Source organism: Phytohabitans sp. LZ39 (assembly GCF_059359075.1).
In genome coordinates this window covers 45191-59362 of the sequence record NZ_JCADBM010000019.1, presented here as the reverse complement: position 1 = coordinate 59362, position 14172 = coordinate 45191, and the positions used below count along the sequence as shown (strand labels likewise).

10 protein-coding genes are annotated in these 14172 nt (G+C 73.0%); 5 read left to right on the top strand and 5 right to left on the bottom strand.

Going from position 1 to position 14172, the window contains the following annotated elements:
- The first annotated feature begins 134 nt into the window (after positions 1 to 134).
- Positions 135 to 1820 carry a Calx-beta domain-containing protein gene (locus AC5L36_RS31155; protein ID WP_441222467.1) on the top strand — a complete coding sequence of 562 codons (1686 nt, stop codon included), beginning with the start codon at positions 135 to 137 and terminating at the stop codon, positions 1818 to 1820.
- Here AC5L36_RS31155 and AC5L36_RS31150 read toward each other — a convergent pair.
- Positions 1802 to 3082, bottom strand: coding sequence for an alpha/beta hydrolase family protein (locus AC5L36_RS31150; RefSeq protein ID WP_441222337.1), 1281 nt, complete (start codon positions 3080 to 3082; stop codon positions 1802 to 1804). The two genes, AC5L36_RS31155 and AC5L36_RS31150, sit on opposite strands and share 19 nt — an antisense overlap.
- Before the next feature lie 116 nt (positions 3083 to 3198).
- Here AC5L36_RS31150 and AC5L36_RS31145 point away from each other — a divergent pair, with 116 nt between their 5' ends.
- From AC5L36_RS31145 to AC5L36_RS31130, 4 genes are all read left to right on the top strand, one after another.
- The gene (locus tag AC5L36_RS31145) at positions 3199 to 3588 is read left to right on the top strand and encodes a GntR family transcriptional regulator (RefSeq protein WP_441222336.1); all 390 of its coding nucleotides are present in this window, start codon (positions 3199 to 3201) and stop codon (positions 3586 to 3588) included.
- Positions 3585 to 4508 carry an ABC transporter ATP-binding protein gene (locus tag AC5L36_RS31140; protein ID WP_441222335.1) on the top strand — a complete coding sequence of 308 codons (924 nt, stop codon included), beginning with the start codon at positions 3585 to 3587 and terminating at the stop codon, positions 4506 to 4508. Before AC5L36_RS31145 ends, AC5L36_RS31140 begins: the two co-directional genes overlap by 4 nt.
- A complete protein-coding gene (locus AC5L36_RS31135; protein WP_441222334.1) occupies positions 4505 to 5500 on the top strand; it encodes an ABC-2 membrane transporter-related protein in 996 nt (331 codons plus the stop codon). The genes AC5L36_RS31140 and AC5L36_RS31135 overlap by 4 nt, the downstream gene beginning before the upstream one ends.
- Positions 5501 to 5625: 125 nt before the next feature.
- Positions 5626 to 7581 (top strand): caspase family protein, encoded by a 1956-nt coding sequence (locus tag AC5L36_RS31130; protein WP_441222466.1) that lies wholly within the window; start codon positions 5626 to 5628, stop codon positions 7579 to 7581.
- 644 nt (positions 7582 to 8225) lie between these two features.
- On the opposite strand, the gene AC5L36_RS31125 is transcribed toward AC5L36_RS31130, so the two are convergent.
- From AC5L36_RS31125 to AC5L36_RS31110, 4 genes are read right to left on the bottom strand one after another with little or no spacing between them, the layout of a single operon-like run.
- On the bottom strand, positions 8226 to 10199 hold the full coding sequence (locus AC5L36_RS31125) for a hypothetical protein (protein ID WP_441222333.1): 1974 nt from the start codon (positions 10197 to 10199) through the stop codon (positions 8226 to 8228).
- A 16-nt stretch (positions 10200 to 10215) separates the two neighbouring features.
- A complete protein-coding gene (locus tag AC5L36_RS31120) occupies positions 10216 to 12879 on the bottom strand; it encodes a CHAT domain-containing protein (RefSeq protein ID WP_441222332.1) in 2664 nt (887 codons plus the stop codon).
- Complete coding sequence (locus AC5L36_RS31115; RefSeq protein ID WP_441222331.1) at positions 12876 to 14015, bottom strand: TerD family protein; 1140 nt, start codon at positions 14013 to 14015, stop codon at positions 12876 to 12878. The genes AC5L36_RS31120 and AC5L36_RS31115 overlap by 4 nt, the downstream gene beginning before the upstream one ends.
- 1 nt (position 14016) lies before the next feature.
- Positions 14017 to 14172, bottom strand: a complete 156-nt coding sequence (locus AC5L36_RS31110) for a hypothetical protein (protein ID WP_441222330.1) — start codon at positions 14170 to 14172, stop codon at positions 14017 to 14019.

Sequence of the window (14172 nt, the reverse complement as noted above, 5' to 3'; positions counted from 1 at the left end):
CGCCGGACGGCCAGCCGGCGCGCGGAAACGTCCACCCCCTTTGGGTCGCCCGAATGGCCGGGCGCACGCTCGCAGCCGTCGGCAATCCGACACGGCGAGGCGCTGCGTACAAGACCATTGATCGCTAGTCAAGACTGCTGGCACAAAGTAGCGCCTGCTTCACTCTCCATAGTGATCCGACGCCTTCCAGGTTCCCGCCCGCTATCACGAACGTCCGCACCAACGCCGCCGACATCCTCGCCCAGCTGAGTGCCGCCCAGCCGACCGCCCAGTTCGCGGTCGCCGAGTACAAGGACGTCACAGACGCCGTTCCGTTCCGGGTCAACCAGGCACTGACCGACGACCACGCGGCGGTGCGCGCGGGCATCAACCAGTGGGTGGCCGTCGGTGGAGGCGACCTGCCCGAGGCCAACTTCAACGCGCTCTACAAGCTGGCCACCGGCGCCGTCACGTTCCGGCCGGACAGCACCCGCGTCGTGGTCCTCATCGGGGACGCCCCGTCACACGACCCCAGCGGGGGCCACTCCCTCGCCGACACCTCGGCAGCCCTCCAGGCGGCCGGCATCCGGCTCGTCGCGGTGGACCTGGGCGCGCTGGACGGCGCCGGCCAGTTCAGCAACCTCACCGCCGCGACCGGCGGGGTGCTGCTCGCCGATGTCGCCCGTGACAAGGTCGCCGACGCCGTCCTCGCCGGTATCAGGGCAATCAAGGTCACCGTCACGCCGAAGGTGGTCTCCTGCCCCGCCGGCGTCTCCGTGACCTTCTCCCCCGCCAACCGCACCGTCACGAGTGGCGGCGACGCGACGTTCGCCGAGCACGTCGCGCTCGCCGGCACCGTCCCGGCCGGTACGCACGAGTGCACTGTGGACTTTCTGGTCGACGGTAAGAGCCGCGGGTTCGTCCAGAAGCTCACCGTCGGGGTACCCGGTCTGAGGATCGACGATGTCGAGGTTTCCGAGACGGGCGGCCAGGCGGTCTTCACCGTCGCCCGCACAGGGCCGACCGACAACCCGGTGACCGTCAAGTTTGCCACCGCCAACGGCACCGCGACGGCGCCCGGCGACTACACGGCGGTAAACGGCACGCTCGGCTTCGCCCTGGGCGAGACGACCAAACAGGTCTCCGTGCCGATCAACGACGACGCGGTGAACGAGCCGGACGAGACGTTCGCGGTGCACCTCTCGGCACCTACCGGCGCCGCCATCGTCGACGGTGTCGGCCAGGGCCGGATCCTGGACGACGAGCGGGATGGCTCGTTCTCCTGCCAGGCGACCGCGGTGAAGATCGCGGGTCTGAAGGCGGCCCAGGCCAACCCGGCCGACGTGCCCTGCGCCGACGACGTCGCGACGGTCGCCCAGTCGAGCCTCGGCGCGGGCATCGTCAGCGTCCAGACCAGCCGGCTGGACGCCCGCACCGACCAGACCCCGGACATCCTGAACAGCGCGCCGCCCGCGGTGGGCGACAGTGGCGCCGCGACGGCCCAGGTCGACTCCACGAAAATCATCGCCGGCCTGGTGGTCATCGAGCTCGGTGTGGTCCGGTCGTCGGCGTCGGCGACCTGCGTGGACGGGCCGGGTGGCCTGAAGCCGGCGCTGGCCGGTGCCTCGTCCATCGCCAGCCTGAAGATCAACGGCCTACCGGTAGCCGTGGGCACCGCACCGCTGACGATCCCGCTGGTGGTGGGTTCGCTCCAGCTCAACAGCACCCAGACGAGCGGGGGCACGGTCGTGCGGCGAGCCGTCTTCCTGGACACCCTGCTGACCGACGTGGTAATCGCCGAGTCGAAGGCCAATGTGGAGGGTCAGCCCTGCGAGGCCTGACCTGAAACACCGGACGCGCGGCCCTGGGGAGCTTCGGATCCCGGGGCCGCGCCCGGTAACTGAGCGCTCAGCCAGCCGAAGACGCGCTCGTCGGTGAGCTGGCGGGCGAGCGGCTGGCAGTGGAGGCTGGCCCCCTCCGCCGCCGTGAAGTCGACGAGCTGGGCCCGGTCACCGAGCAGCGCGGCCAACCGCTCCGGCTGCCCGGGCCAGAACTGCTCGCCCTCGGGGTTGGTCACCAGCAGCGGCGTCGCGATCCGGCTGACCGTCTCGTCGTCCAGCGCGTACGTGCGCACCTCGCGGAAGAGGTCGAACCAGTCGTCCCGCGAGCGGTACGCGCGGCTGCGGTACGCCAGCGCGCGGCGTAGCCCCGGCAGCAGCGTGGCGATGCGCATGTCCCGGTTGAACGCCTCCCGCTCGCCCCGGTCGAGCATGCCGCGCATGCTCACGCCGACCGCGTGCATCCACCGCGTCGACACGTCCACGACGCCCGGGTCGGCGACCGCCGCGACGAACCGGTGCTCGTACGCCAGCGCCCGCGGCACCCAGTAGCCACCCTGGCTGATGCCGGACGCGACGAGGCGTTCGCCGTCGACGTCCGGCCGCGCCACGAGCGCGTCGACGACCGGCGTGAGCACGGCCTCCCAGTCCGGCCGGAAGGGCACGCCGCGGTCCAACAGCATCGACTGCTGCCCCGGCCCGTCGTACACGAACGCGTTCCACCCGCGGGCGAGCGCACCGGCGGCGCCGCCGCTCCACAGCCCGCTCAGCGCGCCGTCACTGCCGTTGGTGAGTACGAGCGTCGGCCGCGGGATGCCGGTGGCGTCGGGACGCAGCAGGTAGCCGGGCAGGGTCGTGTCCTCGTACGGCACGTCGACGCGCACGTGGGCGCCACCGAAGGAGTCGACGAACGCGTCCCAGCAGGCCCGGTGCGCGTGGAACGCGCCGAGCAGCCCCTCGTGGTCGTCTCCCTCCGTGTACGCCTCGGCGACGCAAGCCCAGTAGGTGGCGGCGCGCAGGTAGGCCCGTCCGGCGCCGACGACGTCGCCGCGCGACCGCTGGCTTTCGGCCGACACGCGGGCGCGGCGGGCGGTCCGCGTCCACTCGCGCCGCCAGTCGACCCGCCCCTCGATCCGGTCGATCGTGGCGAGCACATCGCCGACTTCACTGCCGCCGTACGCCGCTCGGCCAAGGAGCACCCGGGTCATGTAGTCCAGGTCCCGGTCACGGAAGAAGCCCCGCGAAAAGGCCTGATGCGAAGGCATTTCACCAACCTAGACCCGCACGGGTACGCGGGACGGGCACTTCGGCCGACCCCGTCCTTGACGGGTGAGCGGTCCATAGTTCTATAGTGCTAGTACCCTAGTTAAAGTGAGTAGCCGTGATCGACTTCCATCTGGACCTCCGTTCCGGGGTCTCGCCGTACCAGCAGCTGGTCCAGCAGGTCCAGCGGGCGCTGCGGCTCGGCCTGCTGTCGGTGGGCGACCAGCTGCCGACGGTCAAGGAGGTCGTGTCAAAGCTCGCGATCAACCCCAACACCGTCCTCAAGGCCTACCGCGAGCTGGAGCACCTCGGCCTTGTCACGCCCCGCCCCGGGGTGGGGACGTTCGTGACCCAGTCGCTCGCCGGCGAGTCGCTGGCCGCGCACGAGCCGCTCCGCGTGGAGCTGCGTGCCTGGCTGGCCAAGGCACGTGCCGCGGGCCTCGACGCGGACAGCATCGAGGCCCTGTTCATGACGACCTTTCGAGAGGCCACAGAGGTGACCCGATGACACCGGTCCTGCGTTCCGACGGCCTGACCAAGCGATACGGCCGGCGCGCCGCGCTGACGGAGGCGACGATCACCATTCCCGCCGGGCGGATCGTCGGCCTCGTCGGGCCTAACGGGGCGGGCAAGTCCACCCTGCTCAACCTGACCGCCGGCACCATCAGGCCGACCGCGGGCACGATCGAGGTGCTCGGCGCGCAGCCCGCGGCGAGCGCGGCGCAGCTGGCGAGGGTCGGCTTCGTCGCGCAGGACACACCGGTCTACGCGGGCCTGTCGGTGGCCGACCACCTGCGGCTCGGGGCCCGGCTCAACCCGAAGTGGGACGCCACGCTCGCCCGCCAGCGCATCGAGCAGGTCGGCCTCGACCCGACGCAGAAGGCCGGCCGCCTCTCCGGCGGCCAGCGCGCCCAGCTGGCCCTGACGCTCGCCGCGGCCAAGCGGCCGCAGCTGCTGATCTTCGACGAGCCGGTCTCCGCGCTCGACCCGCTGGCCCGCCGGGCGTTCCTACAGAGCCTGATGGAGTTCGTGGCCGAGCTCGAGGTCAGCGTCATCCTCTCCTCACACCTGCTCGGTGACGTCGAGCGGGTGTGCGACCACCTCGTCGTGCTGGCCGGCTCGCGGGTCCAGCTCGCCGGCGACGTCGAAGACCTGCTGGAAATGCACAAGCGGGTGATCGCGGCCCGTGGCGAGCTCGACGCCCTGCCGCCGGGCATCGAGATCGTCCACGCCGAGCACACCGCCCGCCAGAGCACGCTGGTCGTCAAGGACACGACGGGCATGCTCGCCCAGCTCGTTCCCGAGGCGAGCTTCGAGCGCATCGACCTCGAGGACATGGTCCTCGCCTACCTGACCCGGGCCGCGACCGTCGCGGCCGGCGCCCCCGTCCGCGGCTACGCCGCACAGCCTTTGGAGGCACAACGATGATCTGGCTCACCTGGCGCCAGTTTCGCGGCCAGGCGCTGATCGCGCTCGCCGCCCTCGCCGCGCTCACGATCTTCCTGGTGGCTCTCGGCTTGCGGATCCGGAGTACCTACGACGCCAACGTCACCGACTGCGTCGCGTCCTGCTCCCTCAGCAGTGCCCGCGAGGTGATGGAAGACGCCTATTTCGAGACGCTGCTGCTGTCCGGCTTCCTCGTCGTGCTGGTGCCAGCGATCATCGGCGCGTTCTGGGGCGCACCGCTGGTCGCCCGCGAGGTCGAGACCGGCACCCACCGTCTGGTGTGGAACCAGAGCGTCACCCGCACCCGGTGGCTGGCGGTCAAGCTCGGGTTCGTCGCGCTCGCCGGCATCGCGCTGGCCGGCGCGCTCAGCCTGCTGCTCACCTGGGCGGCCAGCCCGTACGACAAGCTGATCGGCGGCCGCTTCGACCCGCTGCTCTTCCCGACGCGCAACATCGTGCCGCTGGCCTACGCCGCGTTCGCCGTCACCGCCGGCATCGTCATCGGGTTGCTGACCCGCCGCACGATCCCGGCGATGGCCATCACGCTCGCTGTGTTCGCCGCGCTACAGATCCTGGTGCCTACCACCATCCGCCCGCACCTGCGGCCGCCGGTGACCGAGACCGTCGCCTTCACGGCCGACACGAAGGTCTCCGAGTTCAGCGCCGGCACCGACGGCATCAGCATCAGCGGGTACGGAAACGCGGTCCCCGGCTCCTGGATGCTCTCCGGCCGCGTGCCCCTTCTCGACGCTGACGGCAAGCAGGTCGCCCGCGGCCAGATCAACGATTGCTTCAAGGGCGACATCCGCCGTGACATGGCCTGTGTAGCCCAGAAGAACCTGCACTTCACCGTCAAGTACCAGCCAGCCAGCCGGTACTGGACGTTCCAGTGGCTGGAGTTCGGCACCTACCTGCTGCTGGGTGGTCTCCTGGCCGGGTTCGCCTTCTGGCGCATCCGCCGCGGCCTCAGCTGATCCGGTCGCCGGTATGCCAGGCCTCTTCGGTCCGGAAAGACGGGCGCTTCGCCGACTCGTTCGCGCCGCGGTCCCACGGCAGTCTTCAGCCATCGCTTTCAGAAGGATGGTGCGCGTTGACCGCGGTGTACGCCTTGCTGGTGGGTGTGGACACATACCAGGCGGCGGGTGTGCCGGCGCTCCGAGGCTGCCGCAACGACGTCGTGGCCGCCGCCGCGTTCCTCCGCAGCCGGATGGTCCCGGGCACAACGTTGCGTTTGCGGGAGCTGCACGACGAGGCGGCGACCCGGGCCGCGGTGATCGACGGGATCCGGCGGCACCTCGGCCAGGCCCGCCAGGGTGACACCGCCCTGTTCTGGTTCTGTGGCCACGGCTCGGAGATGCCGGTGCCACGACGGTTTCGGCACATCGAGAGCGGCCCGCTCATGCAGACCCTCGTGTGCGCCGACAGCCGCACGCCAGGTGTACCCGACCTGCTCGACAAGGAGCTGTCGGTGCTGCTCGACGAGGTGGCGGAGCGCCGCGCGCACGTCGCGGTCGTGCTGGACAGCTGCCACAGCGCCGGCGCCACCCGCCTCGACCTGGAAAGCCGGGCGCCGGACGTGGGCGTGCGCTGGGTGCCCGGCGTGCCTGCCGCCGAGCTGCCGGAGGTCCTGCTGCCCGAGCTGGGTGGGCGCCCGGCGTCCGCGGTCGGCCGGTCCGAAGTGGAGCATGTGGCGCTCGCGGCCGCGCGGCGGTTCGAGGTGGCGCAGGAGCGGCGGCTGGAGGGCGCCCGGCGCGGGCTGTTCAGCTGGTCGTTGCTGCGGGCGCTCGGCCGCCTCGGCGGCGCGGCGACCTACCGCCAGCTGTTGATCGCCGCACGGACCGACGTCGAGCTGCGGGCCACCTGCCAGGTGCCACAGCTCCACCCGGAGGCCCCGGGGCCGGCCGACCAGCCGTTCCTCGGCGGCGTGATCGCGCCGCCCGGCACCGGGATGCTGATCCGGTACACCCGGTCCGGCTGGGAGCTGGATGCCGGCTCCTGCCACGGCCTGCCGGCGGTGCCCACGGGCGCCGACGTGCTGCGGGTGGCCGAGTCGGGCGTGCGGCCGCCGCGCGAGGCCCGGGTAGTCAGCGTCCTGACCGAGCGCAGCCTGGTGGAGCCGATCGGCTGGTCGCCCGACCAGGAAAGGCAATACCAGGTCGTGCTCTCCCGGGTGCCGCTGCCGCCCACGGCGGTCGCGGTCGGCGGGCGGCCCGGCGACGACCCGGCCGCGGCCGAGCGGGTCCTCGCGGCGCTGCGCACCGCCGGCCCTGGCGGCTGCCCGTCCCCGCACGTACACGTGGTCGACGGGGGTGCGACACCCGAGTTACGGGTAGCCACCCGCCGCCACGCCGCCTGGGTCGAAGGACCGGACGGCGCGGTGATCGGCGGGCAGCTCACCGGCGCGGCCTCGGCTGTGGTGCGGCAGCTGGAGCACATCGCCCGATGGCGGCAGATCCACGCCCTGGACAACCCGACGTCGAGGCTGGCCGGCCTTGTCACGCTGGAGATCGTCCCGGCGGTCCCGGGTCGCCTACCCAGCGACACCGCCGAGTCGCTCGTCGCCGAAAACGGCGAGATCCGGCTGCGGTACACGCGGGAGGGCACCACGTGGGTGCCGCCGAGGATCTTCATCCGCCTGCACAACAGGCACACGCGCCGCCTGTTCTGCGTGCTGCTCGACCTGACGAGCGGCTACCGGGTACACGCGGCGCTGTACTCCGGCGATTTCGTCGACCCCGGGGCCACCGCATGGGCCCGCGGCGGGCGCACGGTGCGCGTCGAGCTGCCCAAGAGCCAGCCGCCGGAGCCCGGCCGCAGCGTCCGCGACGTGCTCAAGCTGCTGGTCGCCGAAGAGCAGTTCGGCTCGGCGCCGTTCGACCTGCCGCCGCTGGGCGAGGCCCGGCCGGCGCGCCGGGGACCGATGGCGCTGCACGGCCTACTCGACCGGCTCGGCCGGATCATCGTCGACCGCGACGACGAGGTGGACGGCGCCGGCGGGTACGACTGGTCCACGCTCACCCTCCCGGTCGTCACCGAGGTGCCGGCCCGGCGCTGACCCATGGAGCTTTCGGGTCGAGGTCGCTTCGTCAGGCACGGCCCCGAACCGCGGGCAGTTCGTCCATAGTGGATTGGACTAATGGAGATTTGAGCTACCGCGACGTCCGCGGTGGTCACCCTCCGTTGCTCCCGCGGCCTTACCCGTCCGCTGTTGGTCGCGGTTACTTCGGCGCCTCCGGCGGGGCCTCGGGCTCCGGCCGGGCCGTCCCCGGCTTGTTTGGTTTCTTGGTGGGTGGTTGCGGTGTTCGCCGTGCCGGCCCACCCTTCCCACTGGTTGCGGCGGTGGCTCAGCATGTGGGCGGCGCCATGATCGTTCGCCTAAAATGGGCGTGACACACCGAAGACAACGCCCTAATCGGGCTAACGATCATGCCGGCCAGCCGTCGCATTCCCGGAGCTCCCACGGGACGGGACCATCGGGTCAGCATGTGGAAGGCGTGGTGATCGTTAGCCCGAAACCTGTGTGACACGCGGGCGAGAATGCGGTTTGCGGGCTAACGATCACCGCGCGCGGTGGGCATCGGGGTTTGCGGAGCCTTGCTTGGCCGGGCCTCAAGCCAGCCAAACCGCCAAAGTCGAGGACCGTTGGATGCCAAGGATCTGGTGGTCCGCGGGCCTGCCGCGAGGGGTGGGAAACGGGGTTCAGATGCCGCGGTGCGCCAGGGCGCTGGCGACGTCGCGGGTGTCGATCCCGGTGAGATGCGCGGTGAAGCCCGGCAGCGGTTTGCGATCCGGGTCGCGCAGCCAGCGGCGCACCGCGTGCACGACGGCGGCGGGCTCCTGTGGCTGCCGGGCGAGCCGGGTGTGCAGGGCGAGGTACACAGTGGACGCCACTCGCGGCGACACCGGGCGCAGCCAGCCGATCACGCCGGCGCAGCCGGTGGCCAGGAAGGCGTCGGCCAATGCCGGAAACGCGGCGCCGGTCGCCGGCAGCACGACAAGCCCGCCACCGGGACGGCAGCGGCCAGCGGCGGCGATCGCCTCGGCGCGCAGCTCGGTGCCGCCCGCGAGCCGCAGCGCCCCGTCCGGACCTTCCGCGCAGGCCAGGTGCAGCAGTGCCGCGCCGCGGCGGGCGAGCACGGCGGACGCGGTGCCTCCGGTGAGGACCTCGGCGCGGGGATAGCAACGCTTCAGCGGCTCCACCTCCGCGGTGGCCCGCTCGCGGTCAGCGCGCGGGTCGACCACGAACACCGGCTCCTCGGTGACCGGCCGCCGCTGGCGCGTTGCCAGGTCGAGCAGTTGGGCGTGGCTGGCGATGGTGGAGACGATCGCGATCCCGGCGGCCGGTGGCCGGTCACCGACGACGAGTGTGCGGCGCGGCAGGCTGCGCTCGGTACCGAGCGACACCCGACCGCTCGCGGCGTGCAGCAGTACCATCCCGGACGGCTGGGGGCAGGCGAGCGCGTCGGCGCCAACCCTCCGCAGCGCGGAGGCGATCTCGGCGAGGGTACGTCGGAAAATGCCGGCGGTGTCCCGGTGGGCGAGGTAGATGCTCAGCCGCAGCAGCAGGGTGAAGGCCGGCGCCGGCAGCGACCGGACATCCGCGGTGGCGGCGCGGACGCTGTCGAGGGCGGCGTCGGCATCGGCGGCCGCGCCAGGGCCGTCGTCGGCGCGGCCGCGCAGCATCAGCGCTACCGCGAGCAGGAGGTGGTCGGTGGCCACGGCCGGGCCGGCGTGCACGACGGTGGTGGCCAACGCGACAAGCTCGTCGGCAGTGTCCACATCGGTCGGTGGCGCGCCGTCGGCCAGCAGGGCACCCGCCGCCGCGCAGGGTTCGGCGTCCGCGCCCAGCCGCTCCCGCAGTGCCTGCCGGAGCGCCTCGGTGTCGGTGACCGGAGCGGCGGGACGGGGGCGTGGCGCGGCCGGTGTCGTGGCCGGGCCGTCCATCACGACGACCGGGCGGTCCAGTGGGTCCATGCCGGCCATCCGGCTGCCCATGGAGAGCAGCGGCCCGCCGCTCTGTTTGCGCAGCCGCTGAAGGGCCTGGGCCGCTCGGGTCACCGTTCCGGGGTCGAAGCCGGGGACGCCGCCGAACATGCTCGCGAGCGCCTCGGCCAGCGTGAGCATCGCCTCGGCGGCGGCGGTGATCTGCGGCCCGAGGCTCGACTCGGCCAGCACCTGCCGGAAGCACTCGGCCGCGCGGCGGGCGTCGTCGGCCTGCTTGCGGCTGCCCTTGCCCGGCCGCACCGCCAGGGTCATCGCCCCCTGGATGAAGCCGCCCGTGACCCGGCTCATGTACAGCTGGCCGAGCATGAGCCGGGCGATGGGCACCATGGCGGGCGGCAGCCGCGGGTAGGCGAGGCCTTCGAGGAGTCGCTCGATCCCCGTCTCCCGGTCGCTCTCCAGGCCGCCGTGCGCCGTGTGCCGCGCCGCGAGCAGCCAGCCAAGCTGCGCCGCGACCATCCCCCTCAGCTCGTCGCCGGGCTCGAAGTAGCCGTACGCCTCGGTGAGCGCCTCGGTCGCCTCCTGGAGGTCCGGCAGGGCCTCGGACTTGCCCGGCCCGGTGCGCCAGTACCGGTCGGCCAGCAGCCGCGCCAGGTCGTGCAGGGTGTGCGTGCGGGCCGGCCCGCGCATGCCCGCGAGCCTGGCACGCAAACCGTCGATGTCCTCGGCCACAGATCCTCCGTCCGCATCATCGTCCCCAGTGGACAAACCCGGCCCAGGCCGCCACCGCGGTCAGGTCCGCGCCGGTCAACTCGGCGCGCAGCTCGTCCGGCATGCCGCTGGGCACCTGGCGGCGCGGGTCGAGCATCCACAGCTGGGCCTCCCGCAGCGCCGCCCACACCGGCCGCCGGCCGGCCATCAGGTAGTGGTGGAACATGAACATCAGGACGGACGTGGCCCGGTCCGGCACGCTCCACTGGGTGGACAGCACCGAACGCACGCCCGCGGCGAGGAAGGCGGTGCCCAGGCTGTACGCCTCGTCGTAGCCGCTGATGGTGCGCCCGGTGCGGCAGGCCGCGAGCACGACGAGCCCGATGGCCCGCTCGGGGTTTCGGGCCATCACCGCGCCCAGCGTCTCCGCGGCCAGGCGGTCACCGCCGGCCAGCAGCAGGTATCCGGTGCCGGCCCTGGCGGACGTGAACCCGTGGCAGGCCAGGTGCAGCATCGCCCCGGCCGCCGGACCGGTCGCGGTGAGCCAGGCTCGCACCTCGTCGGCCCCGCCCGAGCCCGAAGGGCTCTTGCTGCCGTCGGGCCGGCGCCCGATGTAGCGGGCTCCCGGGTAGAACGCACGCCGGATCGCGTGTGCCTCGGCTCGCGCGGCGAGCAGGTCGCGCGACGGGTCGCCGGTGTCCGGGTCGCCGACGATGAGGCCGGTCGGTGCGAGCGGCACCGGCGCCAGCGTGGCGGCGTGGCACAGCATCCGCGCCGAGACCGCCTGCGAGATCGCGACAAGCTCGACGGCATACCGGCCGTCCGGGTGGCGGGCCGCCTGCCACGGGATGAGCGCGAGATTGCCCATGGGCACCAGCACCACGCGCGGCGGGCGACCGTCAGCTCGCCGAGGGAGCCGGGGAAGGTACTGCTCGACCAGCGGACCCATCGCCGCGCGCCAGGCCCAGCGGCACAAGGCGTCGAGGCTGTCGGTGAACGCGTCGTCGGCGTCGTCGTCCGCTTCCATGTCGCGGTCGGGGTCGCCGCGCGAGGCCCGGCGGGCGGCGGCGTTCAGGTACCGCTCGACGTCCAGGTCTCCGTCGGGCTGGAGGTTGGGCAGCGGGATGTAGCCGGGCCGGCCATCGGCCGGCGCGATCACCGCCCAGCCGGGCAGACCCGGCACCAGGTAGACGAGCGCGTCGGCGTCGAGGGTGTGCAGCGCTTCGCGGATCTCGTCCAGGCCCGGCGGGTCGAGCACGGCCGGCGAGCCCTGCTCGGTGAGGACCGCGAGCGCGTCGCGGCGAAGGACTGTGGGCAGTTGGTCGGGGTCGCCGGAGGCCACCGCGGCGTCCCAGCGGTCGGCCAGTGCCGCCCGTCCGGCCATCCGCAGCCGTGTGCCGACCGTGCCCACCTCGGTCGCGGCGAAGAGGGCGAGGCCGCGCCCGGCGTCCAGGGCCGTGATCGCGTCGGCCGGCTCACCGGCCTGTAGGCACCAGCGCGCGGTGTCGACGGCCGAGCGGGCGGCGTCGGCGGCCGCGACCGTCGCGGCCGCCAGGTCCGACTGCAACATCACCCGGAACGCGTGGCCGCGCATCGCGTCGAGGCCGGTGCGGTGCGGCGGTGCCGAGGTGCCGAGCCGCTGCTGGACGCCGGAGAGCATGTCGCCTATCCAGGACCACTGTGGATGGTGCGGGCCACCGGCCAGCTCGCGTGCCTCCGTCAGCAACGTGACGGCCTCGTCGAGCCCGGCGATCGAGTTGGTCACCTCGGTCCGCCGGAAGATCGCCAGCGCCAGGCCGGCCAGGTGGAACGGCCGGCGTGTGTCGTCCGGGCCGCTGAGGCGGAGCGCCTCGCGAAGCGAGACGATGGCTGCCTCGATCTTGCCGACGTCGGTCTCCTCGCCGTCGCGGAGCAGCATCGCGGCGGCGTGCGTGTGGCGCAGCACCGGATCCGCCTCGCCCGGTCCCGTCGACTGTCCGCCCGATGGCACGCCGCGCAGATCGGCGGCCATGGAAAGCGCCTCCAGCGCCGCCACCCGCACCGGATCGTCGGGCGGTAGGTGCTCGGCCGCCTCCCGGACGCGGCCCATCGGCTCGGTCAGGTCGTCGCCGCGCTGGTTGGCCGCCATCAACTCGGTGGTCGCCGCCACCAGGTCGGTCAGCCGCTGGGCGAGGGGGTGCGTCGCCATGCCACCCATGGACCGCAGGCGTTCGAACTGCTCCGGCAGCCGGCGGAGCGCCGACTCGTCGCCCTCGTGCATGGCGGCCATGAACGCGAGACCTTGCCGCGCCGCCTCGAGAAGCGGCGCGGCCGGTGCGTCCGCACCCGCTTCGGCGGCGAGCTTCTCCAGCTCGGCCATCGCCTCGCGGGGGTCGGCGACCCGGTCCTCGGCCGCCGCGACAAGCAACGCCACCGCCCGCGCGGCGGCGCGCGTGCTGGTCCACTTCGGACTGGCGGGCGGGTCGCTCTCGGCCACCGCGAGGACGCTTTCCAAGCGGCGCAGCCGCGCCATGTCCAGCTTGGGCTCGCGGACCATGGCGCCGAGAAGCGCGGCCGCCAGCCGGCCACGGCCGGGCAGGGCGGCCGGCAGCCGGTGCAGCCCCGAGGCCGCCGCGTCGAGGTCGCCGTCTCCGGACGCGGCCAGCGCGATGTCCGCGTACCGGCGCAGGAGGTCGTCGCGCTCGTCCGTCGCGCGGGTCACCAGACCGGCCTTGTCTTGAACTCGACCGGACCCGCGTCCATCTGGAACGAGCCGTCCGGGTAGAGCACCGGCCGTGCCTCGCTGCCCGGCGCCGAGTACCGCTCCACGTGCCGCACCGATATCCGGTCGGCGGTGCGGAGGTCGACGAGCGCGATCACCACCCAGTACGCGTAGCGGTTGCGGCTGTGCAGCGGTACCTGGACCTGTGACCCGTCACCGTTGTCGACCTCGACGAAGGCGTGGAAGCTGGCGAACGAGCCGAACCCGTTCTCCACGGCGGAGTACGCGCAGATCAGCACGTAGCGGAAGTGTGCGGTGCGGCTTATCTCGACCGTCTCCCGCCCGCGCTGGTCGCCGGAGGTGAGGCAGATGTACGGCGCCGCGTGCAGCGATCCCTGCTGCCGGTAGTAGCAGGCTCCGCCGCGCCCGGCACCGTCCACATAGAGCGCGTAGAGGTCGAGATCCTTGCTGCGCCTGCTCCAGTTGAGCGACGCCCGGAAGGTGTCGCCGGCGCGGGCCACCGCGGCGTGCTCGCCGCGGTCGAGCGACACGCTGCCGACGATCAGCCCCGCTGTCGCCGTCCGCTGCGCCGGCACTGCTCCGGCGGTCGCCGGTGGCGGGGCGAGCGCGGCCAGGTAGGTGGTGAGGCGCCGCTGCAACGGCCCGCCCGGCTCGGCCCGGAACCGGGTGGCCAGGTGTGCGGCGGACGCGAGCCCGTAGCCGGCCCGCCGGCAGCGCCACTCGCCCGCCGTATCCCGGACGAGCTCCGCGACCACCACCACCGGGTCACCCGGATCGGTGTGGACGGTGAAGGAGGTGCCGGCGATGTCGAGCCGGGCCTCGGCCGGTGCGTCGAGCCCGCGCAGCAGGCCGATCGCGATGCGGCGGACGCCATCGCCGCCGGCCGCCGGCACCACCCGCATCGAGGCCTCGCCGCATCGCACCGCGCCGGACGGGTGCGCCGGCATGCCGGGGAATACCAGGTCGAACTCCGACATCACCCGGCCGCGTCCGTCGAGCAGCAACGCGAACGGCCGCACCGGTCCGGCCGGGACGGGCAGCGTGACGTCGACGGAGTCACCGGCCAGCGGGAGCGCGGGCACGGACGTCAGCCCGTTCCGCCGCGGTGCGGTCACGCTAGTACCCCGCCTGCCCGGAGCTGGCGCCACCGAACCACGCGAACAGGCAGCCCACCATCGTGAGCAGGACCGCGGCGGTGAGCAGGCCGACCACGGCGACACCGCCCACGTATACCGCGTGCCGCCAGCGCTGGTAGGGGTTGAAGGTGTTCAT